General features: G+C 35.2%; 23 protein-coding genes and 2 pseudogenes. 6 read left to right on the top strand and 19 right to left on the bottom strand.

Going from position 1 to position 24,554, the window contains the following annotated elements:
- Positions 1-270: 270 nt before the first annotated feature.
- The 3 genes and pseudogenes from J7E77_RS10425 to J7E77_RS10415 all read right to left on the bottom strand — a co-directional run.
- Complete coding sequence (locus J7E77_RS10425) at positions 271-1,026, bottom strand: DeoR/GlpR family DNA-binding transcription regulator (protein ID WP_214714039.1); 756 nt, start codon at positions 1,024-1,026, stop codon at positions 271-273.
- Positions 1,027-1,188: 162 nt separating this feature from the next.
- Positions 1,189-1,950, bottom strand: coding sequence for a DeoR/GlpR family DNA-binding transcription regulator (locus tag J7E77_RS10420; protein ID WP_214714037.1), 762 nt, complete (start codon positions 1,948-1,950; stop codon positions 1,189-1,191).
- Positions 1,951-2,167: 217 nt separating this feature from the next.
- Positions 2,168-2,334, bottom strand: a pseudogene (locus tag J7E77_RS10415) (SDR family NAD(P)-dependent oxidoreductase); the annotation flags it as partial.
- 135 nt (positions 2,335-2,469) lie between these two features.
- Here J7E77_RS10415 and J7E77_RS10410 point away from each other — a divergent pair.
- Together J7E77_RS10410 and J7E77_RS10405 are read left to right on the top strand one after the other, a co-directional pair.
- A complete protein-coding gene (locus J7E77_RS10410) occupies positions 2,470-2,613 on the top strand; it encodes a hypothetical protein (RefSeq protein WP_214714035.1) in 144 nt (47 codons plus the stop codon).
- 1,779 nt (positions 2,614-4,392) lie between these two features.
- Positions 4,393-5,340 carry a DNA-directed RNA polymerase subunit alpha gene (locus J7E77_RS10405; protein ID WP_214714033.1) on the top strand — a complete coding sequence of 316 codons (948 nt, stop codon included), beginning with the start codon at positions 4,393-4,395 and terminating at the stop codon, positions 5,338-5,340.
- Positions 5,341-5,693: 353 nt separating this feature from the next.
- Here J7E77_RS10405 and istB (J7E77_RS10400) read toward each other — a convergent pair whose 3' ends face one another.
- From istB (J7E77_RS10400) to J7E77_RS10390, 3 genes and pseudogenes are all read right to left on the bottom strand, one after another.
- Positions 5,694-6,449, bottom strand: a complete 756-nt coding sequence (istB, locus tag J7E77_RS10400; RefSeq protein ID WP_214714031.1) for an IS21-like element helper ATPase IstB — start codon at positions 6,447-6,449, stop codon at positions 5,694-5,696.
- Entirely contained in the window at positions 6,446-7,966 is a 1,521-nt protein-coding gene (istA, locus tag J7E77_RS10395) for an IS21 family transposase (protein ID WP_251028037.1), read from the bottom strand. The genes istB (J7E77_RS10400) and istA overlap by 4 nt, the downstream gene beginning before the upstream one ends.
- A gap of 635 nt (positions 7,967-8,601) precedes the next feature.
- A pseudogene (locus J7E77_RS10390) lies at positions 8,602-8,849 on the bottom strand (alkanesulfonate monooxygenase); the annotation flags it as partial.
- A 389-nt stretch (positions 8,850-9,238) separates the two neighbouring features.
- Here J7E77_RS10390 and J7E77_RS10385 point away from each other — a divergent pair.
- Complete coding sequence (locus J7E77_RS10385) at positions 9,239-9,433, top strand: IDEAL domain-containing protein (RefSeq protein ID WP_214714027.1); 195 nt, start codon at positions 9,239-9,241, stop codon at positions 9,431-9,433.
- A 106-nt stretch (positions 9,434-9,539) separates the two neighbouring features.
- On the opposite strand, the gene J7E77_RS10380 is transcribed toward J7E77_RS10385, so the two are convergent.
- The 13 genes from J7E77_RS10380 to tnpA form a co-directional block, all read right to left on the bottom strand.
- Positions 9,540-10,382, bottom strand: coding sequence for a conjugal transfer protein TrbL family protein (locus J7E77_RS10380; protein ID WP_214714025.1), 843 nt, complete (start codon positions 10,380-10,382; stop codon positions 9,540-9,542).
- A 13-nt stretch (positions 10,383-10,395) separates the two neighbouring features.
- Positions 10,396-10,887 (bottom strand): hypothetical protein, encoded by a 492-nt coding sequence (locus tag J7E77_RS10375; protein ID WP_214714024.1) that lies wholly within the window; start codon positions 10,885-10,887, stop codon positions 10,396-10,398.
- Positions 10,884-12,479: a VirD4-like conjugal transfer protein, CD1115 family gene (locus J7E77_RS10370; RefSeq protein ID WP_214714022.1), complete on the bottom strand. Its 1,596-nt coding sequence runs from the start codon at positions 12,477-12,479 to the stop codon at positions 10,884-10,886. Before J7E77_RS10370 ends, J7E77_RS10375 begins: the two co-directional genes overlap by 4 nt.
- A gap of 1 nt (position 12,480) precedes the next feature.
- Positions 12,481-12,915, bottom strand: a complete 435-nt coding sequence (locus J7E77_RS10365; protein WP_214714020.1) for a hypothetical protein — start codon at positions 12,913-12,915, stop codon at positions 12,481-12,483.
- Positions 12,916-12,956: 41 nt separating this feature from the next.
- Entirely contained in the window at positions 12,957-13,553 is a 597-nt protein-coding gene (locus J7E77_RS10360; protein WP_214714018.1) for a hypothetical protein, read from the bottom strand.
- Between the two features lie 12 nt (positions 13,554-13,565).
- On the bottom strand, positions 13,566-14,621 hold the full coding sequence (locus J7E77_RS10355; RefSeq protein WP_214714016.1) for a bifunctional lytic transglycosylase/C40 family peptidase: 1,056 nt from the start codon (positions 14,619-14,621) through the stop codon (positions 13,566-13,568).
- Positions 14,622-14,627: 6 nt separating this feature from the next.
- A complete protein-coding gene (locus J7E77_RS10350) occupies positions 14,628-15,971 on the bottom strand; it encodes a type VII secretion protein EssB/YukC (protein ID WP_214714014.1) in 1,344 nt (447 codons plus the stop codon).
- Between the two features lie 12 nt (positions 15,972-15,983).
- Positions 15,984-17,954 (bottom strand): VirB4 family type IV secretion system protein, encoded by a 1,971-nt coding sequence (locus tag J7E77_RS10345; protein WP_214714011.1) that lies wholly within the window; start codon positions 17,952-17,954, stop codon positions 15,984-15,986.
- Between the two features lie 21 nt (positions 17,955-17,975).
- Positions 17,976-18,635: a TrsD/TraD family conjugative transfer protein gene (trsD, locus tag J7E77_RS10340; RefSeq protein WP_214714009.1), complete on the bottom strand. Its 660-nt coding sequence runs from the start codon at positions 18,633-18,635 to the stop codon at positions 17,976-17,978.
- Positions 18,628-19,026, bottom strand: coding sequence for a hypothetical protein (locus tag J7E77_RS10335; RefSeq protein WP_214714007.1), 399 nt, complete (start codon positions 19,024-19,026; stop codon positions 18,628-18,630). The genes trsD and J7E77_RS10335 overlap by 8 nt, the downstream gene beginning before the upstream one ends.
- 15 nt (positions 19,027-19,041) lie before the next feature.
- Positions 19,042-19,371: a CagC family type IV secretion system protein gene (locus tag J7E77_RS10330; RefSeq protein WP_308160517.1), complete on the bottom strand. Its 330-nt coding sequence runs from the start codon at positions 19,369-19,371 to the stop codon at positions 19,042-19,044.
- Between the two features lie 16 nt (positions 19,372-19,387).
- Positions 19,388-20,431, bottom strand: a complete 1,044-nt coding sequence (locus J7E77_RS10325) for a hypothetical protein (RefSeq protein WP_214714005.1) — start codon at positions 20,429-20,431, stop codon at positions 19,388-19,390.
- 223 nt (positions 20,432-20,654) lie between these two features.
- Positions 20,655-21,035, bottom strand: coding sequence for an IS200/IS605 family transposase (gene tnpA, locus J7E77_RS31720; protein WP_214714003.1), 381 nt, complete (start codon positions 21,033-21,035; stop codon positions 20,655-20,657).
- Positions 21,036-22,066: 1,031 nt separating this feature from the next.
- Here tnpA and J7E77_RS30555 point away from each other — a divergent pair.
- The 3 genes from J7E77_RS30555 to istB (J7E77_RS10310) are packed head-to-tail and all read left to right on the top strand — an operon-like array spanning position 22,067 to position 24,386.
- A complete protein-coding gene (locus tag J7E77_RS30555; RefSeq protein WP_308160514.1) occupies positions 22,067-22,678 on the top strand; it encodes a helix-turn-helix domain-containing protein in 612 nt (203 codons plus the stop codon).
- A gap of 5 nt (positions 22,679-22,683) precedes the next feature.
- Positions 22,684-23,625, top strand: coding sequence for a hypothetical protein (locus J7E77_RS30550; protein ID WP_251028036.1), 942 nt, complete (start codon positions 22,684-22,686; stop codon positions 23,623-23,625).
- Positions 23,622-24,386, top strand: a complete 765-nt coding sequence (gene istB, locus J7E77_RS10310; RefSeq protein ID WP_214714001.1) for an IS21-like element helper ATPase IstB — start codon at positions 23,622-23,624, stop codon at positions 24,384-24,386. The genes J7E77_RS30550 and istB (J7E77_RS10310) overlap by 4 nt, the downstream gene beginning before the upstream one ends.
- The last annotated feature ends 168 nt before the right edge of the window (positions 24,387-24,554 follow it).

Raw genomic sequence — 24,554 nt, 5'->3', positions numbered from 1 at the left:
TACGATTTGCATGAAATCCACTACCCCATTTCTTATAAATTTTTTGGAGTAATACAAATCCTGCAATCCCAAGCGCTTTCATTATTAAAGTGCATCAGAAATTCAAAACGTTATAAAGTTTTGGTTAACTCTTGGTAATTTATAAGTACATATTAATACTAATAGTACCAATAATGCAATCTTTTTTTCTTTTTTTAAAAAAAATGAGAACTAAAAAACCCTTTTTTACGGGGACTGGTCCATAAAGAAGGGTTTTTTAACAAGATTACGTTAGTCAGCAATAACTAGCTGAATGCTATTATTCTTAGCGTAATCTTTATATGTTTCATTCGGAAATCTATCGGTAATTAAAAAATCGATCTCATCTAGACCGCAATAGGTCATCAATCCATATTTATCGAATTTATCGTGGTCTACCAATAGATAGACCTCAGAACTCCGATTAACAATTGTCTTTTTTAATTCACTTTCCAAAGGCGATGCGTTCGTTACTCCGTTTACCAGAGAGATGCCCGTAGAAGCCATAAAGGCTTTCTTAATATTGTAATCTTTAAATAACTCCATATTTCTTGGATTAACAAATGAATTGGTTTTACGGTCAAGCATTCCTCCGACAGAAATTACAGTTAAATTCTCAACCGGAAGGGCACGAACGATAAAGTCGATACTATTCGTGAAAATAGTCAGATTCTTTTCCTTTAGAAAATCAAACATTGCAAGAGTAGTGGTACCCGAATCGATAAAAATAAAATCTCCATCTTCCACATAGCTTGATGCTTTTTCTGAAATTAATGCTTTTTTTTCTTGATTTCGTATTTGTCTATCTTGAAACGATTCAAGTTTTTTATGAATAGCCGATACCCCGCCATAAACCTTTTTTAGGTCTCCACGATCAACTAATTCTTGAACATCACGTCTAATTGTATTTTTAGATACATCAAAAGCTGTTACTAATTCGTCTAAAGACGCAGATTGATGTTCAATTACATATTCATTTATTTTTTTGATGCGTATTTCTTTAATCATTTCAATTCACCCTAATTCACTGTTATCGCTTACATTATATTTATTCTATCTCCATAGTACCAACAAATAACCAAAACTTCATTATATTTTTATAAAAAGGATGAAATATTTTCTATAATACGTCAAAGAAGTAATTAATTAACGCCAACACTATTCCAATTTTCATTGAGTAATCACAAGTCGGATGGCATTTTTTTTAGCATATTCTCTATATGTTGCATTCGGAAGCCTATCAGTAACTAGATAATCAATAGCACCTAAACCGCAATAGGTCATTAACCCATATTTATCGAATTTATCGTGGTCAACCAATAAATAAACCTCTGAACTTCTTTTAACAATTACCTTTTTTAATTCACTCTCAAGTGGGGAGGCGTTGGTTACCCCATTGGTTAGGGAGATACCAGTAGATGCCATAAAGGCTTTCTTAATATTGTAATTACTTAGAAGGTCCATATTGTTATTGTGTGGGTTACCGAACGAATCGGTTTTTCGATCCAGTAACCCCCCGATTGAAATAACATTTAAATGGTCGAACGGAAGAGCACGAACAATACAATCAATACTATTCGTAAAAATTGTCAAGTTCTTGTCCTTTATATATTTGAACATCCCAATCGTTGTAGTTCCTGAATCTATGAAAATAATATCACCGTCTTTCACATAGCTGGCTGCTTTTTTTACAATAGATGCTTTTTGTTCTTGATTGCGTATTTTTCTGTCTTGAAATGACTCCAGTTTCTTATGAATGACAGATACACCGCCATAAACTTTTTTCAATTCTCCGCGTTCCACTAGTGTTTGAATATCACGCCTGATTGTGTTTTTCGATACATCAAAAACTGACACCAATTCGTCTAATGATGCAGATTGTTGCTCAATAACATATTCATGAATTTTTTTAATACGCTTTTCCTTTATCAAACCATTTCATCCCCTTACAACCACTCATAACATTATTTTAATAAATATATTACCAAAATATTATCAATACTTCACTACAAATTTGTATTTAAGATATCCTTATAGGTATCTTATGATGAAGTTATAAACTTATTTAGCTTCTTCAGTATCAAGAAATGCAAAAAGGCAACGCCCCGTCGGGTAAGTTGCCTTCCAGCTACTGAGTCATAGAGGAAACAATATTTGTCTCCACACTATCTGGAGCTATGGTATTACAACGGATTCCATTTTGTGCGTACATATAACCCGTGTTTTTGTAAAACCAACAACCGCATGTTTAGAAGCAGTATAAGCCGCCCCTGCTCGTGCTCCTTGTAAACCGCCATTAGAAGTAATATTAATGAAGCCTTTATCCCTCAAAATGGAAATGCCCATGTTATTATAGTTGATGAAAGTGGAAATTATAAGGTAGAAAATTTATACGGACAGCAATATACGTTAGAAGTAGAGTATTTCTCTCAATTAATATTAGAAGGGAAAATGCAAGAGAATCTTTTAGAAGATACCATTCAAAATATGATTGTTATTGAGGCGTGTTTTAAGTCTATTGAAAAAGTAACATTTATAAATTTATCATTAGGGGGCCAGCTCCATGCCCGTAAAGCTAAGGAGCAACTCTTCTAAAAAAAATGATGAGTTGACAAAAGAAATGAAGTGTTTGAGAAGAGGAAGTTATCTATCATAAATTTATTTTTAAGATCATCCGAATATGTGATAGCTAAACTGCTGACACGCAGCACATTTGGATTGTAGTAAAGTATCCTACTAAGTAGTCTCTTACATATAAATAAGGGATAAATCATAATAAAGATTTATCCCTTAATATTGCTATTTCCTTTGTAGATACTCCAAAGGAGAACGGCTAAAAATAATAAACCTCGCCTTTTATTAATAAAATTTCGTATGACTTTTCGAATATATACTAAAACCTAAAACCAGTAATATCATTGCTCAATTATGTTTTGGTATAGATTTTACTATATATTTAGCACTTCTCTCTGCTTCTTCATACTTTAGTCGGTCTGTTTTTATGATTTCAAGAAAAAGTTCCCGGAGTTAAGAAAAGTCCGGTCGTGTTTTCCAACCTAAATCAATAGCAATGTATAAATATCCTCTTCAGTAAACAAAAGCATCTAATCAATAAAGAATATTCCGCTTTCCTCCTTCATTTGAAAATGTTCCTCTCATTATTCTCTTTACACCATTCCTCTTAATCCTTTTCTTGTTTATCCCCTTTTATGGTTTTTCCTTGCATAAGTACGTCATGCTTTAATCAAAAAAATCTCTCTGCTTTGCAATGAGATTTTTTATACACACGGCCACACTTTTTATTTTTTTAATACCAGTAGTGAACAGCACTCAACATGTTTTGATTGTGGAAACAAATTCCCCAATTATAACTGCGTTTTTAATCGACAGTTTTGTCGACTACAATAAAAGAGACAGAATTATTTCTGTCTTTTTTTAAACCGCTTATTTTTAATAGAGGAATATTCCGGGAACAATAATAATTGAGAAGTCTACAAGGTGCACTTAACTCCTTGGTGGGGACCAAGGTTTAGTGGCTAGTTGGGGTGAATTTAACCTTAAGAAACATGAAGAAGTTGCTTTTCGATTAGACTGTGGGATTCAGGTGATTTACTCGAAGCATTGTTCAAAAACTATTAACGCCTACCAGATTCAAATGGTGTTACTTTTAAAAGTTGAAAATAGCTACATTTTCCTCCTTTTAGTATCTTAAAGCAATGTTCTTTATAAATTCTCATTCCAATAGGTTCATTGTTCTTTTTCATAAAATCTATTTTTTAATTTAATATTAATGATGATATGATCGTCATAATTAAATATAACACACAACATAAAACATATAACAAAATACAATACAACTTATATGTTATTATATATGTTATATTTATTATTAAAATATTAGAAAGAAATACATCTCCCATCATACCACTGATGTGCGAAATTTTTAGTAAGTCGATGCCAAACAAGAATTCATCACAAATATAAGATGCCTTTTATTAAAGATAAGTAGCTTGGTGTAATTTAGATTCATTTCCTCCTTTTAGCAATATTAAGAAGAGGCTCTAAGGAAAATTACTCCCTACAATGGACTCCTAAAAACAGGAGTCCATTGTATTTTAATAAGTTAATTGTTCTGCCTAAAGAGATTGTCACGAAATCAATTTACAGTACTATTTGAGGGTAAAAAATAGAGCAGCCAACACAGCCACTCTTAACTAACGGTCTCTCAAACTTTCCTGCTGCTGAACAATAAAAATTATCGTTAAGTACATTTTTTATCCGTTAAACTAGCATTCCTCATAGTACTTGGAGTATATTAACAAAATATAATAGGTTGTTTTTGGTGTTAATGACTAAAAGGAGTGTATAATTCGGATGTTAAAAATTGAAGTACCAAGAATTGAAAGGGTTATGATTAGCGAGGATGGCAAGTATGGAAAGTTTGTAGTTGAACCACTTATTCGAGGATTTGGAACGACACTTGGCAGCTCATTACGTCGCATCCTTTTATCTTCACTCCCCGGTGCCGCTGTCACTTCCATACAAATAGATGGGGTACACAATGAATTTTCATCTATTGATGGGATAGAAGAAGATGTAGCAATCATCATTTTGAACATAAAAAAAATATCTATGAATATTTTCTCTGACGATGAGAAAGAATTGATGATTGATGTACATAGAACTGGTACAATAACAGCTGCTGATATTTCTCATGATAGTGATGTAGAGATCTTAATTCCCGACTTACATCTTGCTACCCTTGTAGAAAATGTACATTTTAGAATGCGCCTAACTGCAAAACGCGGACGTGGTTATGTTCCTGCAGAGCAAAACAAACGTGAAGGCCTTCAAGTAGGAGTCATACCAATAGACTCAATCTATACACCTGTCACAAGCGCCAGTTATTTAGTTGAAAACACTCGTGTCGGTCAATTGGATAGTTTTGAAAGGTTATCTTTCGAACTTTGGACAGATGGGAGTTTAGGACCCAGCGAAGCCATTTGTGAAAGTGCAAAAATGTTTAATGAACATCTTTCTATTTTAGTAGGACTTAATCCTGAATCACAAGATATCCCAATTATGGAAGAACAAGAAGAAGTTTCAAATGAAAAAGAAATACTTAAACTGACTATTGAGGATTTAGACTTTTCTGTTCGTTCTTTCAACAGTCTAAAACGTAGTGGGATTAATACCATTCAAGACTTAGCTAATAAATCCGAAGAAGATATAAGAAAATTACGTAACTTAGGACAAAAATCTTTAAAAGAGATCTTAGATAAATTAGAAAGTTTGGGTATTATCGTAGGCAAAGATGATTAAAATCCATTATTACAATAATATATAGAAATTAAATTGATGTTTAAGTGGACTGATTTCAGCCCTTTCCGAAACACCTGTATGAATATTGTAAAAAAAAGAAGACAATTAATTAAACATTTTAGGCATTAACCCAAGAAACTTTCACACATCTGACATAATATAGAACAAAAAATTTGTACTTCAACCAGTTATTTTAAAAGGCTGTATTTGTCAATATTAATTTGAGCCAGAGCGATCACTTCAAAAGTGAGCCACTTCATTCTGAGTTATTTCCATATTTGGTGGGGAATTAGGAGTTTAGGGTATCTTGCCCCGAGGGGCAAGATACCCTAAACTCCTCTCGCGCCAGCCTACTAGTCGCCATCTTCCCTTTGTTTCATACTTTGTCTAAAACGATATGACTCTCCGTTAAGGAGGAGGATATGAGCCCTGTGGGTTAGTCGATCTAGAAGAGCTGCGGTCATCTTTTCATCTCCAAATATAGAGGTCCATTCTGTAAATTCTAGATTCGTAGTTATCATGACGCTTGCTCGTTCGTAACGACCGGCAAAGAATTGGAATAAGAGCTCGGATCCTACTTTTGTGAATGGTACGTAGCCAAGCTCGTCAATAATGATCAAATCAAATTTGAGCCACCTTTTTTCTAATGCACCTAGCTTATGTTCTTCATTAGCCAGGAGAAGTTCTTCCACTAATTCTGCAGCCGAAATAAACTTAACCTTATAGCCATTTTTAATCATTTCAATACCGAGCCCCGTTGCCAGATGCGACTTTCCAGTCCCACTGTTTCCTAAAAATATTATGTTTTCCTTCTTCTCCACAAAATCTCCCTTTGATAGAGTCAAAAAACGATTCCTATTCAGACTTGGCATCAAACTAAAATCATAGCTATCTAGTGTTTTATGAACAGGAAAAGCGGCTTGTTTAAGCCTTCTTTGCCTTTGGTTATCTTCTCTAGACTCTGATTCAGCTTCTAGTAAAGCCAATAAAAATTCCTCATAGCTTAAGTTACGATCCTCAGCCTCTCTTGCGAGGGAACGATATTGTGCTCCGATAGTCGGAATCCGTAGTTGTTTAGTTAAGTGATCTAAAAGTAGTTCAGTTGTCATTTCCGCTTGCCTCCTGTCAATTGACCGTACTGTTCTATATTGGACTTGTTCACCTTGTAATCAAGGAGATTGACAGGTGTTTTGTCCATTGGAAGAGTACTGATTGGTATGTGCTGGTTTGTAAGCCTTTGTATGATTTCATGGACCTTCTCATAGCGGAAAACTTGCGTTTTCTCTGCTTCCAATAAGGCTTTTGTTAAATTGTCCATACCAATATCACGATGGAGGAGGAGAAGTCGAATGAACTTCCTATCACCTACAGATCCTTCCTGCTCTCGCATTTTCAAATGGAATCTCTTGAATACATCAGGGATCTCATTTGATTGGAATGCGTGTGCGTCTCGGATTGCCCGTGGTTTTTTAAGTAATACTTCCAAATAATGATCAAGAATGGTAATCATCTGATTGCGTTCATAGGACCGAATGTGTTCTGCGATCACATGGTTTTGAGCCACTACGATTACACGGTCGACAAAAATTTTTGCCCATACAGCTTGACCCACATAGCTGCAGGGGACAGAATAACGGTTGGTTTCCACTGTAATAAGGGAAGTTTTATTGACCTTGCATGATAAAAGCTTACAAGCTTCAAACCGGTTCGCGGGAAGGGGATGAAGATATTCCTTTTCCTTATCCCACATTTCTAAGACAGTTTCTGATTTATTTGGGACGTGAGTCCTTCCGGCCTCTTTTAAACACCAATCCAAGAGATAGTCATTCAATTCCTTTACTGATTGAACTTCCGGTAAAGGTACCAGGGCATTTCTTCTTATGTATCCTACAGTGCCTTCGACTCTCCCTTTTTCGTTACCACTTGCAGGATTACAGAATTCTGCCTTAAACACGTAATGTGCTTGGAGCCCAATGAAAGATTCCTGTTCTAGCCGATCTCTTCCTTGTAGTATTTTTGTAACAGCTGTTTTTAAATTATCAAGGAGACCCTCTGTAGGGACGCCTCCTAAGAATTCAAACGCATGGACAAAACCATCCAGGAATGCTTCCTGTTTTTCATGAAGATACGCTCTGACAAACCTTATACGGCTTGCAGAGAGCTGAACGCAGAAAAGGAAAATGCGTTGTTTTCGACCCTGTAGAATAATATCCGCCTCTCCCCAGTCGAATTGGAATTGGTGGCCGAGTTGAAAGTCCAGAGGAATGAAGGCTTCCTGAATTTGTTGCCTGCGTTTGGCTACGATTTTACGAATGTTAGAGGCAGAGCCTTTAAAATCATATTCATCTTGTAATCTCTTAAAGATTTTAATGGCGGTATGCTTTTGTTTTCTCCAATTCTTTTGATCGTCTTCTAACCATTGGTCAATTATTGGAATAACCCGTTTTGTTTCTGGAGAATATTCCTTTGTGCCATAAACGTTTTTTCTTAACACTGTCGTCGGAGCTGTATTGTTTTTTAGGTATTTACTTACGGTATTACGGGATATTCCAAGTTTTGTCGCTATTTGTCTTTGCGATAAACCTTCAACCTCTTTTAAGAATTTGATATTATGAAATTGAGCCATTTCGATCATCCTTTTCGTCCTCTAATATGAAGTAAGTTTGGTCACTTCCTATCATAAGAGAGGTTATTAGAATTGGAAATCATGTGGCTCATTTTTTATGTGATCAAATCATGGAAAAGTGGCTCAAATCTAGATTATCAAAAACAAAGGCATTTAGATAAAAAGTTTGGGGTAATTTAGTCATATTTCCCCCCCTTTTACCAGCAAAATAAAAAGGCGTTAATTCCTTGACCCCAAGGAAAATTACTACATGCTTTGGACTCCCAAAAACGGGGGTCCATTGTATTTTAGTAAGTAAATTACTCGGCCTCTTATCATTAAATAACCTCCGAAGAGATTGTCACTATAAACAACCCTTCCACATGTACTCACCTCGTAATATATTACTCTACGACAGCAACTCCGATAACATCTACGATTGCAATCCGCTCATACTCGCCAGGCTTACTTCAACACAATTTATAACTATGATATAGTTAACTTAAATAAAGATATAACATACATTTTGACGAATACAACATAAAATAATATAACTTATGTGTTGTCATATATGTTATTTATATTATTAAAATATTTAACAGATTAACAAATCCCATCCTATCTACTGTTTCCGGAATATACTGATTTGCAATGATTTATCCAATTAGCTGATTGTTTTGTTGAGTTATGTTGATGGTGTCTCTTTTGTTCAGCGGTAAAAGCGGAAATACTAACTCAGCGAATTGATATGTTTCCTCTAAATGAGGATATCCAGATAGCACAAATGTATCGATACCAAGGCCGAATATTCCTTCATCTTCTCTGCCACTTGTGTAGGATTGCAAACAAGTGCTGCTTCAGCTCTACCACGAACGAGACCAACCACTGCCCAAAGGTTCGGCTGATTTCTTCTAGCGTCTCTATTTCTCTTTTAGGACGTCCTCCATAACTGTGTTAACGTTGTCTCATTTTTCCTACGCCATGGACACAATTCTCTCTTTTTGTTACTAGGTGTAGGCACCGGTATTACTATTTATCATTGTACAACCCTATTGGTTTCTTTTAGGAACTCACATAGCTGAAAAGATATTTAGGCTATAATGCACCAGCCATGGCCCAACAAGTACAAATGGAGTGCAAATTGTTCCACCATACTCATGATTTGATTCGTAACCAAAATATGTAGATAAGGTATGTTTCATTTTATTGCTCTCTCAAATTACCAATTTTAATTGTTTGAATAGTCCGAAAATTATTGGTATACTAGAAAAAAGGTTAAGGAGTTGATTTCTTATGGAAAAGAATTTGCTTAATTCACCACAACCTGAAGTAAATGTCATGGATTCTCTATTTGCTGAAATGGTGTTAGACAAGGCCCTGCGTGATTTCCGAAAAGAGAAAATTCAAAAGAAAATCGACCTATCCTTACGAAATAAAAATAAAGCAGAATTCCTACGATTAACAGAGGAATTAAAGAAAGTTTCTTAAAATTGTTTTATGTAATTGTGCTTAAAAGGATCTTCCAGTCGAAGATCCTTTTATACTGCTTGTTGAACTAAAGTCCCCGTTTGTTGGACTCGGAGTCGCTTTTTCTTTACCTTTTTAATAGAAATCTCCTAGCTATCAGTTTGGTTGTACCACCCATAGCCCCCATCATTCCTCTTCCAGAACCCGATGAATACCACATATTTCTAAGTACCGACGGACTCTTTATAAGGAGAATACAACATCCCATAAGTAAAAGAAAATTAAGAAACGTAATATTTTCATTGATTAAAATACTTAGAGCTACAACGAATAAAAAGATTTTCGCAATAATAGTTACAATCTGACTTAATAATTCACGCCACCAGACACCCAGGTATTCATTATCATCAGCAATGACTGATACACAAGCTAAGGGAGATAGTAAATATAGGAACATGATATCTGCATGGAATACAGCAACTGAAAATAAGAATGCTATAAATGCTACAGCAAATACGGCTAGTAAGATAAGGAGTGCAGCACCCTGAAAATGGAGTGTGTCAAAGTTATTTGGATCAAACATATCATTGATTTTTTCCTTGCTAACCTTACTTCCTTCTCCAATCATCCAGTTCCCCATGTTATAGGCGACCTGTTCTAACAAAATCTTCTGAATGAAGGGCATTGCAGGGATCAACAAGGCACTTTTTAACGTATTAACAATAACGGGTCCGTATGAAATGGCATCTCCTGCAGCGTTCCTTGACATGACTTCGATGATCTTATATAAAACAATGGTTACTGCTATTGTTGAGGTTAGGGCAAGCAAGAAATTATTGACTGTAGTAAAGAACTGAATTTCAGGATTTTGTTTTAGTAACAAATCATTACACATTAGAAGTGCCCATTCAATGAAGTCTTCTAACATCCCTTGAATAGCCTCAACAATTTTCTCCTTAAAATTAAACAAGTTTACTCACCTCTTATTTAGGGTCTTCAACTTTTACAATTTTCCAAACACCTTCCTGCTTTTCTAGGGTGATTAATTTATGATCAATCTCGTAACGTTCCATATCAAAAGTGAACTTTTTTTCAGTTTCATTTAAACTGACACTTTTTACTTTCGCACCTTGACTAAATAATAAGTTTGATTTTGTTTCACCGTTTGGTAGGTCTTCCGCTTTGTTTACAGTTAATATATATAATAGTAGTTTTTGACCTTTTTCGCTTAGATCCTTAGAGATTGCCTTAGCATTTTTCCCCTTAATTTTCTCCCATGCAATTTGATTTGCTTCATCACGTGTTTTTGCTTCAGCTAACTTTTCTTCATCATTAAAGGAAGTTAAAACACTATTCATTACCTTTGTTGCTTTTTCTTGTTCAATCTTTGGATCAAATTGATTTCCACTGCCATTACATGCAGCAAGAAATGTACTTACCATTAATACAAGTATAAGCATTGCTATTTTTTTCAATTTAAAGGGCTCCCCTCTTTTGATGGATTAACGTTTGGAGTTGAATTCATTTTAGAAAAAAAGCTCATGGCAAGCTCTTCTTGCTTTTCTGCCTCTTTCTCAGCTTCTTTTATTTGTTTTTCATGCAATTCAATCTCAGCTTTTTGTAACGCTACTTTCCACTCATCCGATTCAATGTATTCTTCGTATTCCCCTTTTTTCTCTTCAAACCAGTGTAACACCTCTTGTGAAGGGCTATTTTGATAGTCTAATTGACTAACATAAAATGAGTTTGTAATATTTGGAAACAAGAGATATTGGTACGCCTTTTTCGCCTTTATTGGGTGTTTTCCAGTAATGATAATAATGCAATCATCTTTATGCATGGTTAGAATTTCATCTTCATTCATTAGGTTCCGTGCTGCATATGAGTAACTAGATGAAGAAGAAGTACTTGATGATTTCCCTTTAGATTCTGAAGACGAACCTGTCTCTACTTTAGCGGTTGTTTTCCCCATTAACTGTGAAAAATATTTTGCGGTTGTTTCGTTTACATTCCCTAAGCAAATTTTTGTTCCACAGTTACCTAAAATGGATTCAGCTTGTTCCCTTCCATACTTTTCTTGCAATTGAGTAATGTTTTGAACAATCGTTAGTACCCCAATTCCGTACCCCCGGCAGGTGGCTAAGAACCTTTCATAGTCCGGAAACTTCCCTAAGTTCGGGAATTCGTCTAAGATAAAAACCACAGGATGAGGGAGTTTTGCCCTGTTTTTAGCCCCTACTTTATACAACTCCTGAAACATTTGATTAAAAAACAAATTGATTAAGCCTTCCCATGTAGAATCCATAACTGGAATAATCACATATAAAGCGATTTTCCTTTTTCCCACATCCCCTAAAAAGAAATCTGAGAAACACGTAAACCGTGAAACCGAACTGGAAGTAAAGTCACCTATTGTCGTAAGCAAAGAAATGATAATGTTTGCCCTAGTTTTTTCTTGGGACTTTTTAAATCCTAACTCATATGCTCTTCTTGCTGGATGCGATTTATCTAGTCTTAAAAATTGCTCATCTAATTCACTGGCACCATCATTACTTTCCTCTGGATCAAACTCTTGTAAAAAATCCAAAACACCTTTCATGTTGCGTTGATTAGGCGGCAACTCGTGAACAGCATACAGGATTAATGCTTTTAACAAGCTAAACTGAGCATTATACCAAAAATCTTTTCTTTTAGGGTCATTTTTAGAAGCAACAATCGCATTAGCTACCGTGGATGCTTGGATTTCCTCCCTAACATAATCAAAAGGATTATAGCGATCTGAATACTCCATTTCTGAAAAATTCACCACATGTACTTCATAGCCTTGCCTTCGTTTAACCTCCGAAGTCATTTCATAGACCTCACCTTTTGGATCTGTCACCACTAAAGAACATTCCTTTTCGTGTAACACATTAGTTACGACATATCCTTGTGTTTTGGAAGATCCAGGCCCACCGGCTACAAAGTGGTTTCTGTTTGGAAGGTTTGAATCTGTCGGCTGCACAATAACTGCCTGATTCAAAATACCGGCTATGATTCCGTTACTTTTCATATAATCTACAGCCATATCACTTCTCCTCCTTAGAAACTTGCATACTAGCTTCAAGATCTTTCATGAGTTGATTTACCGGAACCCCAACTGTATCGCCCTGTTTAAATATTTCATGCTTGTGAGAGAATCGACTCGAACCATGAACACCGTATTTGTCCGCTAACTGATATTTGCCTTTGGCGCCTTTCATAAAAAAAGTAGCATAGAAGGATAATAGGATAACTGCCCCACTACCTAAGAAGAAAAGAGGATTTTTCTCTTCAACCATGAGAGTTGAATTCTCAATCGGATGCAGTAGGTTATCCGTTATAAATTCGAAATATGGAGCATCAGATAGATTATCCCGGTGCGCTGCAATAAACGGAAGAATTCCGGCTATATTAATTACGATCAGTTCAAGAAGGATTAGTAAAAAGACCGTTAACAATAGGCGTAGTCCAAACATTTTCATGGGTTTCTCTCCTTTTGGATTACCTTTTAATCACTGCATAACTAGTTCTCTTCAAAGGGTTCGAAAGATCCCATTAACTCTAATTTATCAAATAACCATCTATCTCCGCTTTGAGCAAGCGTTACTTCATACATTTGGTTTTTTCTTGGGAATTGGCTTCCGCCCACTGAGTATTGTGTTTCCATGTTTACAAGAGCTTTTGCTTGGTTCTTTTCAACCGCACTTAGATAGACATTTAAAGCCTGCACTTCATTTTTGAATTCAATTTGTGTACTTCCCATTTCTCCAGAAGCTTTTAGTTTTGAAATGACGGACTCTGCTAGTTTATCGCGGACCTGATCAAAACGGGCAGCATAATTTTTGTTATCGTAATTAAATAATTCTCTAAAAGTTCCATCTACAAAACTTTTAATCTCTTCACTATGTTCAATTTCATACAAGGCTTCATTCTGTTGAAAGGTAGAAAGTGCTTTTTCCTTTTTATGCGATTCGTTTTTTAACTGAACCATCTGTTTTTTGGTTTCTTTGTTTATTTCCTCTGCTTGGGTAACCATTGTTCTTTGACCAATGTACATAAATCCCAAGATCACATTTGCTAAAATAGATATTCCAAGCAGAACAGCCAATACTTTAATCAAGGTGTTTTCCTCCTAATGGATCACTCTACCAAAACCAACCAGATGGGATTGCCAGTAAGGAGAATTAATGTCATGGTTTCCTATACCTGAACCATTTGAATCAAACATTATTCCGTTTCCCATGTATATGCCTATATGTGTGATGTATTTGTCGGTCTCATATGTACCAGTATAAAAGACAAAGTCGCCGGGCTTAGCTTCAGCAGGTGAGATTTTTGAAGATACATCGTACTGTTCCTGAGCTGTTCGAGGTAGCTTTATGCCAGCCTGAGCAAATGTCCATTGTGTAAAGCCTGAGCAATCAAATCCTGTATTAGGGTGTGCACCTCCCCATACATAAGGCCAACCTACATATTTTTGTGCTTCTGAAATAATCACATTAAATGCTTGTTCCCCCAATGGAGAAACATCTCCACCACCTACAACCATACTGGTAGGCATTAGATTTTCCATCACTTTTTGTACATATGTAAAGTCGCCGTAACAGTAAGGCGCTCTCCAATCCGAACAGCTCCATCCTAGTTTGCTAGATTGACTCAAGGAGAACGCTTGAGCTAATTCGACTGAATGTTTCCCTCCATTTGAGGCAACAAAATTAAGGTAACCAGAACCAAAGTTATAAGATTGAACGATAGCAGCAAAATCAACTCCAGCTTTTTGCCCTTGTTTTAACACTGATTTAAAATGTTGAACACCTAAATTGACGGACATCACAGGATCTTGTATAGAGTTGGGTGGCAACCCAGCAGATTCGGAACTTTGCATAATATCTAACGTTTGAGAATTCCCTAATTCTTGATACATAAGAGCTAGAAGGAAATCTGTGTATTCTGGTATTCCATATTTGGACGTATATTCACTAATTAATCCTCTCCATTGCGCAATATTTGGTGGGACACCAGCTGCGCCAAATGGTGAATTAATGTTCTCAATCTGTTGTTGTTCAGAGGTATTCATTCCAAGTAGCAAACCGGACATGAGTATGAAAGCAAAAACGACTCCTACCGTGATTTGCCTCCAGTTCCTAATAACAAAAACAGATCCCTTCACAGCCACTAATGCTGTCACTTATTTTCACCACAATTCTTTATTGATTTTCTCTATCTCAGCTTTCGCGTTTTCAAGTTCCTTATTTATGGGATCAAGCTCTTTTTGTTTGTCCTCTGGTTTTACGTTTTCGTTAATCTCTTTTATTTGTTGTTCTAAGGTAGCAACTTGATTTTTCAATTCTTTTTTTCTTATAGCACTCTCTAACTCTTTGCTTTTCAGCCTTTCATTTAAACTTCTAGCATCTTCAAGATCTCCATGTTCTGTAAATGCTTTGCCTATACGAAGCAGTTGGTCTTTATCTTTTGCAAATGCTTGCATTGAAAACAAAGTGCTGTAATCATAAGTTAGTATTTTCTTTTCGATCTCCAAATAATCACTTTCAGCTTTTAACCCAAGTATTTCATCCTTATTATTCACTTTATATAAGGCCTCCACAGTGGGTTTAATTAAACGTTTATCGGAATCAATCGCCTTTTGATACTCACCCTTTTTAAGGTACACAATGGCAATCTCTTTATTACTGCCATTATTTTTTTTCAAAAAGGAAATGGCTTCATCGAATTTTTCCTCACTGAGCATTTTATAAAACTTTGATTCTTGTTCTGATTTTTTAAGTTCAACCGTATGGATCGATTGAATTCTATTTATTGCTGATTGGTTAAGAAATAGTGCTAAAACAACGGCAGCCGTACAAATCCCAATCGATATACCTGCCAAGATCCTCCTTTGCTTCTTCATTTTTTGTTGTTCCGTTTCCAATCCGATGAAATGTTTGGTCTCTTCCTTCTGTAGTCTCTTGGAAATCAATTCTTTCAAATCCTCAACAGATTCAGCATTGTCAATTCTAAATAGAAATTCATCTTTTTCCTTCTTTAAGAGATTACCTTTTTCTCGTTTATATTTTTCATAGGTGAAACGTGAAAACATAGAGATAATTAAAATTTTATACTGTTCCAGCTTTTCTATATGGTTATCATAGGGTAACCATTGATTGCTTCTATATAGAAACTTTAGTGTTTTCATATCTCTAAAGAAAATATTTCTGGGATGCATCAATACTATCTCTTTTACTTTATTTAACGGATCCATCTCCAACAACTCTTTTATTAAGGCCAGACGCAGTACACGAGAATATTCTTTTGCTTTAATAAGTGGTTGGTAATCTTCCTCCATCACATAGTTGAGAATAAATCGATGTTTTCCTTTTTTTATATCACTTAGAGAAAAGAAATCAGGTGAATCTTCTTGAAGATCTTTTAAATCTTCAATTCGTTCAGCCAACACCTTGTTTTCAGGTATTTCCAAACGATAGTGGTTATTTTGATGAATAAATAACGTTCCGAATTCGAATAATTGGATTTTCACCATAATTTCCTTCCTTTACAGAACAAAATTTCGGACTTCCTCTTTTTCAATTGGAGTCATTTCGTTCCTAGCTTCATAGTCTGGGATTTCGTCAGGATCCAACCCATACTTTTCAAAATATCGTTTTTTATTCCAAAGACGAAGTTCTTCTTGTGTAAGCTCCACTCTGATAAAAGCACGTTGAGATCCATATGTAATTAACGCTTCTCCTTGTCGTTTTGCACGTAATAAGGAAATCTCTTCATCAGAAAAGGATAGATTAATCTTTTTCACTACATCGTCTACCCCTTTATTGTCTAGACCAAAAAATACTTTTGTATGACTGTTTTCAATCATGGCAGCCCCCAGGTTATCAGTGGTATCGAGAACATCGATAATTTGTTGTGTACCTGCGATCGCTCCAGCATTGTATTTCCTAAATCGTTTATAGGCTTGATAGAAAAACCTCATAGATTCAGGATTTTTGGATAAGAAGTGAAACTCATCAATAAATAAATAAATTAACTCATCTTTTGTTTTTGTTACTTCGTCCCAGAGAAAGCCGAAAATGTTAAAGTAACAGGCCGCCTGTACATCTACTTCATTTTGAAGTGATTTTAAATTAAAGGAAAATAAGGAATTATTGATATTCACGTTCGTGTGACCATTAAATAATGAGTTTGAGCCATGAACATAACTTTCTAATATAAAATAAAAATCTTGGATTTTTTCATACCGTTCGATATCATTTTCCTTTAGTTCCCCTAAATCATTGTAAAAATCTTGAAGAATGGGATAGTCAGTGGCTTTCAGATTTTTAAAATCAATCTCTTCATTGATTGAAAAGCGATTATAAAGATGGGTTAGTGTTTTGTCTAAAATACTAGACTCAACCTGTGTTAAATCGGCTTTTAATACTTTAAAAAACGCCTTAAGGCGTTGAACCTTCTGTTTAACAAGGTCTCTAACGAATTCTGCATCCGTGTTAAAATCTTCGGTGTCTGTAATTTCTGTTGAAAATATCTCCAAGGGATTGATCTTTGTCCTACTATTACTGCTTAGGTGGACTACTTCTCCACCTAGGCTTTTCACGATATGGGAGTACTCACTTTCCGGATCAATGATATATACTTTTATTCCCATTGCGTAGCAGCGAAGAATCTTCTGAACCATAAATGTCGATTTACCAACACCGGAAGTTCCGATAACGACCATGTTTTGGTTTAATGTACGCTGCGTATCTAAATAATCAATCGCTACTAAGGAATTGGTTGTCTTATTAATCCCTTCCACCTGAGCCATTGGGGAAAGGTAGCAAATTTCGGAATCATCAAATGGAAAAAAAGAAGAGGCAGTTTCACTGTTGCACATCTGATAGGTATAATCTTTTAATTGATTATCTCCTAAGGGTAAAGCGGACCAGAAAGCCATTGGTGCAGCATAATGAGGGTTTAAAGCTTTCATTCTTAATTTTGTACAAATCCTCTGAACATTGTCCTCTAAAGTCTTCAAATCTTCTAGGGATATTGCTTGTATGAAAATGTACGTGTAAAGGTACATAAAGCTGGAACGGTTTGTTAACACCTGATTGAGTTGGTATCTGGCACTATCAAGTTCTGATTGTACCCTGATACGCGTAGCTGGATCTCTTGTTTTTAAGAGTTCAGCCTCCTTATTTTTAATAGAGTCATTGTAATAACTAATCATCCCTTCAGAGTTAGCAGGCTCTAAATATTGGACAAAAGAAATGTTACCCTTCAAGCGTTTCAAGTCTGATAGCCAGTTTCCTTTTTGCTCTTTGGGATAAGAAACAACAGCCAGCACTTTAATGAAGTTCCCTCCACTTTCTATGAAACTCTTATTTTCCTTCCAAACAAACGGATAGATGGAATTAAGTTCCTCGGTCTCTAACACTCCTTGTAGGAGGTCTGGAAATTGTTGCATCTGTTCTTCTTGTTTATTTTTACGATTTCGTGATGGAAAAAGTGTTGCTATAGAAAATGGCATGATTTTCTCCTTCCAGAGTGGCTAAACGTAAAGTTTCGACATCTCAAAATCAAAGTAACGGTAAAGCAGTATTAACGTATCTTTCTCTGATAATTTTCTAATTGATACATCGTAAGTCTCAAAAGTAGATTGTAAAGAGTTTGATATTTCCTCCACCTTTTTTGTTAAAATACTCTCCGCACGTTCTAAATCCTGAAAAGTTCGTTTACTCATTTTCTCCCTCATAACAATAAAGTGTTGTTTTGTGGACATTTCCTCTTTAACCCTGATACCTTGGAAGTGATCTATATATGAAGCAATTAATTTTCGCTTATATTCATTTCTAGCACTGTCCTTATTTTCAAGTTCTTGAAGATATCGTTTTTTCCAACCTAAATTGTACGATCTCAAATCCACAGGTACAGTCATAGAGATGGTTTGTATCTGATCGTGGACTTGGCTCATTAAAAAGGATCCATAGTCTTCAAATAATCGATTCTGTTCATACTCAGCTAATAAATCCATATTGATACCACTTACTTGAAAAATGGAAACTAAGTACCCATTTTTCAAAAGCACATAATCCTTATATATACCTTCTATCACGCTTAGATCTTGAATCGTTTTTTTTCCCTTATTTACAAGGGTTTCCACTTCAAAGTCAAACTGTGTTCTATCTATTTTCATTTTGTTGTTAGCCATGAAATTCATCCCTTTTATTTGGTTTCATAAAGAACAACTTCTGTCTACTGTTGTAATTAAAAATTAGTTTCAAATAGTTACTGTAGGTTATATTTGATCGAGATGTAATGGGACGTAAAACTGCAAAAATAAAAGAGACTAATAGCACCAATGCGACAAAGAACATTTTGACCATCATAAATCCTAATGAGTGTGGTGGGATAAGCAGGATGACTGCTGCCAAACAAATTGCCGGCAATATAAATTTTAAAAAATTTGATATCGATAAGCCTTTCACAATGTTATAAGATCGATCTACATTATCAGGGAAAACAAATGTTTTCCCCTTTCGATAATCTTCTTGTCCTAATAATTCTTTTAGAACTGCTCTCACTTCTTCTTTTGAAGTCATAATAATCCCCTCTATTTAAGCGAATAACCCATATACCCAAGGAACTATCCATACAAGAGCAGATGCTAGCCCAACACCTGCAAGTGCCATTCCTACCCCTCGGAACATTTCATTTTTCGTATGAGGATCGTCTACGCCTGGTAATTTTTTAATGATGATCCAGACACCTACACAGATTCCTACTATCACGACAATTCCTGTTAAGAATGATTGAATTTGTTTAAGGCCTTCCTTCACTTTTGCCTCAATCTCGCCAGCTGCAAATGCATGCTCTGGAATCGCATAAAGACATAACACTATGGCTGTAAACAAGAGTATGGGTTGTAACTTTTTGAGCGTTTTCACTTTCCTCTGCCTCCTTTTAGTCTTTCTCACTAAGTTCCATGAATTCGATGCTTGGTTCCACTTCTTTTTCCTTGTATCTATCTTTCTGTTTTTCCAATTGAATATAATGATTCAACTTTTCTAATTGTTCATTGGCCTCCTTTTCAGAGAAGTATGGTGATATTTTTTTTACCCCACCTGTCGCACTTAACTTCCCAATGTACGAACCCTCTTCATCTGAGACCACCTCAAAATCTTGTTGCCTTATTTGAAGCTCTTTCTTTATCTCAAGATCGTAAAAGGCAAGAAAACCTTCTCCAATAGAACAACTATCCATGATAAGTTCATCAAAGGCTACATTCATTCTTGGATTGTCCCTTATTTTTCCCAACCATTTTTCATCCAGATTAGGTATCCTGATGTTTTGTTCTATTTCATTCTCTTCAAAAGAGATCCTTACCCCTTCATTATCTTTAGATATACTGTTTAATGTGATAGTCTTTCCTACAAAGTCCGAAGGAATATAATATTCCTCTAACGTTCTACGAAGGGCTTGTATTCTAATTTTCGGTTCCTTCTTTAGTTCGTCTTTTACAATAAAGGATCGTGCTTGTTCAATATTTTCATAGAATGCTTGGGCTTTAAAAGGTTTCATTAAATTCAGTCGAAATTGCTGACTATTCTGGAGAGAGAATGCTTTTCCGTCTTTCGAAAGAAAAAGTACATGCCCTCTGAATCTTTCAAATTTGGAGGTTCCGAACGTGTTCAGAAGTACTTCCTCTTTAGAATGAAAGACTTCAGTAACTTTGTGAGCTTCTTTGAACTCCTGTTTATAAACACCATAAAATTGACCATTATTTTGAAATATTTGAAATAATCTTTTATCCTGACCCCATGAAAAGATATCTATACAGTCTCCATTTAATTCAAAAAGATCTGGCTGTCGTTCTTTTATTAAAGCGTAATAAATTTCGTACTCGACTTCTCCCCTCTCTTCATTCGATAATGAAAGCTCATCGTCAACTAGGAGCTTTTTTATATCTAATTCTTGCTGCCTTTTAGTCTGTTCGATCATTTGCAAAATGTAATCGGCGATAGTGACCATTGAATCATTAACGGATCTTTCGATAGAATCGTTTCTCAAAAGATAATCCCCTTTCTGGTCAAAACTGATGCTATAAAGGGTCTATAAAAATTGGTCATGTTTGAAAAAGGATAACTTCATAAAGTTATGATTCAATACTGTTCTTATTGAAGTTTAACCCCGACTTATATTGGATTCTTCCTTATTAAGAAAGGCTTTTTTAATTCTTGTAGTCCTGTACCAAGTTATCTAGCAGCCGATTGTCAGTTGAGATAAAATATCTTTGATCCCACAGACTACCACCCTTTTTTATTTTTGTTTCCGGAAACTCCTTATATAAAAACCTTGCTGTTCCACCTTTTAGAGCTTTCATGAGATTGGGTATGTAATGAGTCGTTTTGCAATTGATAACTAGTCTAACGCTGTACCCATGGATCTCCATTCCCACGATTTTAAATTCATGACGAGTGGAGACGTTTCTAAAATAGGACTTTATAAAGTCTATTTCCTCTTTCTCTAGCACTATGTAATTATTTGTAAAAAATGCAATATGATATTGCAAACAACTCACGTGGTATTTGTTTGAATCAATCTCATACATATGTATTTTTTCTCTCAACTCCCTTATATGATATTGTTATATAGTGCGAATATTTGTTCTATTTATATTTTAACAAAAATATACTATTTTCGATATATTCAGATATTACTATCTTAAAACTATATTAATAATGAGTCATTAGCATTAAATATGGTAAAAACGCCCAACAATAGTTGTTAGCTTTAGCAGACTTTAGTCATATTGTTTCGGTATTACTTTTTAACAACCTTTTTTCTTACTTCTGTCTATTTCTATTCGTTTTACTTTTAATAGCTACCAACCTTTATTAGCTCTCGTCACCTTCAGGTTGGCGAATTTTGGAATAATTACAGTATTTGAAATCGGCAAAAATCCTGGCTGAATGCTATATAGACAAAAACTCTAACCGCGATTTGGTTAGAGTTTTTCTATTTACCTATTCTTCTTTCATTATGATTCGTAATCATCTTGTAAAGTTATTAAAGGGCCAGTACTTTTTTACATAACAATCGGAATTTATGTTTTTTTAAGATCCCTTCTCAAGAAAGAACTATTAACCACTTATCTGTTGTAGTAAACAATAAAATTAGAGATGATTTTAATAATAAATTATATATTAATGTATATGATGATATATGTTTTGATTTTATTACAAATTATGTTTTTATATTATATTTTTACTCAGTAGTTGAAACCCTGGCGTCCCCCTTTTTCATTTGTCATTTGCCCTTTTATATAAAAATTACTAGAATATTATCCCGGTTTTGAGGCATTTAATTGAGACACTATAAATATATTTCTGCCGTGAGCTGTCGGAGGTCTCATTCGGGTGTACCTAAATGAAACAGTTTTTTCAAAAGGGCTCTGTTAATTTATTGTTGATAATTCATCAAAGAAAAAAGACCAATTTTAGATTGGCCTTGAGTAATTGTAACTGCTAGACTAAAGTGAACAGTTTACGACAAATAATTTTGAACACTTATTTACTAAAATGATTCTCCATTTTATGATAGATTTTTATACTTCTATGATTAGGCGGAGGATTTACAAAGGTGGATAAGTTTGAAATGTATGTTGAAATTAGAGGAATGCTCAATCAGAAATATAGTATCTCTTCAATTGCTAGGACATTAGATATATCGAGAAATACTGTTTACAAGTATATTCGTAAGTCACCAGAGGAAATGGCGGAGTGGACAGCATCTACAATGACTAGAAGTAAGAAGTTAGACATTCATAAAGAATTAATCCTGTATTGGTTAAGAGAATATCCAGATATAACTGCAGCCCAAGTTCAAGACTGGCTTAAAGAAAAATATCCTGATTTCAAGATCGGGGAAAGTACAGTTAGAAGCTATGTCGCGTACCTCCGTGATGAATATCAAATTCCAAAGGAATCTGGCTCTAGGGATTATCAAGCAGTTCCTGATCCCCCAATGGGTGAACAAATTCAAGTAGACTTTGGTTTCAAAACGGTAAAGAACCAATATAGTAAACCAGTTAAACTAATGTTTATCGTATTTGTGTTAGCCCATTCTAGATATAAATACATTGAATTTCAAAATCACCCTTTCACGACGAAAGATGTTATTTCAGCTCATAGAAATGCATTTAAGGAATTTGGGGTGTTTCAAAAGAAATTTTGTATGATCAGGATCGACTAATAGTAGTGTCTGAGAACAAAGGGGATATTTTACTTACAGAAGAGTTTCAACAGTTTGTAAATGAAATCAAATTTGAAGTGAAACTTTGCAGAAAGGCTGATCCAGAAAGTAAGGGTAAAGTAGAAAATGCGGTCAAGTTCATCAAGAATAACTTCATTAATAATAGAGTATTTCATAACATTGATTCTTGGAACGAGCAGTCTCATAAATGGTTAAAAAGAACAGGTAATGGCAAAATCCACAATGGAACAAAAAGAAGACCCGCCGATGTGTTTCTCGTCGAAAAGCAACACATGCGACAGGTCAACTTACTAAACCATATTCACACAAATAGTATAACAAGAAGTGTAAGAAAGGACAATACAATCATGTACCTTTCGAACAGATACTCTGTTCCGTTAGGAACATATCAAAAGTATCCAGAAGTCCTTATTCATGAGACTGAAGATAATAAGTTAGTAATCTACGTCCAAGAGTCAGGGGAAATATTGGCTACACATATCATTAGCCCTGATAAAGGGAAACTCATTCAAAATAGATCCCATCAACGGGATACTTCCAAAGGGATAAAAGAGCTTATCGAAATTATTAGTGAACATTTTACACATAAAGCACAAGCAAGGGCATACCTAAATGAATTACGAAATAGGTATCCACGCTATCTGCGAGACCAGCTAAGCTTAATAAAAAAGTGTATCGAACTTGGGTCTTTAGAAGTAATAGATGATGCCCTAGCAATCTGTATGGAGAGACAGCTCTTTAGTGCAAATGACTTTCAGGATGTGGTATCCCTCTTTAAGCGACAACGCCAAGTGAACAGTGCAAACGTCAGCGATCAACACATTGAAACAGATTATAACGACATCTCTGAGTTAACACTCGTAAATACTGAGGCGAAGCAGCGTCCCCTGGAAGATTATTTCACTATCATGGAGAGTGAAAAATGAAACAAATAAAATATCTACAAGACTCCCTTATCTCACTAAGGTTAGTGGAGAGCTCAAAAGAGCTCCCTTCTCTGTTGGAAGCAGCTGAAAAGGAGCAGCTTAGTTATATTGCTTTCTTGAATAGTGTAGTTAATTACGAACGGAAAATGAGAGACGAAAAAAACGTGGAAAAACGGTTGAAACTCGCAGCGTTCCCATGTGTCACTCCGCTGGAGGAATTTAATTTAGATGAACAAGAATCGTTAAGCTTAAAACAGTTTAATCAATTAAAAGAATTAGCATGGATTGAGCAGTTATTTAATCTTATTCTATTAGGACCTCCAGGTGTGGGGAAAACTCATATGGCGGTTGGATTAGGATTAGAAGCCATTAAACGAGGTTACAAGGTTTCATTTATATCAATGGGAGACTTGGTTCATACCTTGAAAACCATGGACATCACCAGGAAGTCCCAAACTAGGATTAAGAGAATAAAAGAATCACATTTAGTTATTATTGATGATTTGATGTACGCAGCTATGGATCCAAGGGAAGCTAATTTATTTTTCCAATTGATTAATGACTTGTACAACAACTCATCGATTATCTTAACGTCCAATCGTTCTCCAAAAGAGTGGACTGAGCTCCTAGGTGACGTAGGTGTGGCGACAGCTATTTTAGACCGTCTCATTCATCGGGCAGAAATTGTTCATTTTAATGATTCAAGTTATAGGATGAAACATCGCGAAACAATTTTTAAAGAACAAAGTGTTCAAAATTAATGAGCAAAATTGTTCAAATGTACTTGACGCTTACAGTAATGTCTTGTTCAACTAAAGCACCCTATAGTTTAAGTACAAGATTTCACAATCTTGTATTTATTTTAAAATGTAGGCTAATTTGTAGTTGTACACCAGCCAGTTTACTAATACAATTTTATATACATTTTC

The sequence above is a fragment of the Bacillus sp. ISL-77 genome, assembly GCF_018613105.1.
The sequence above is the reverse complement of the archived record's forward strand: the minus strand, read 5'-3'. Positions and strand labels throughout refer to the sequence as shown.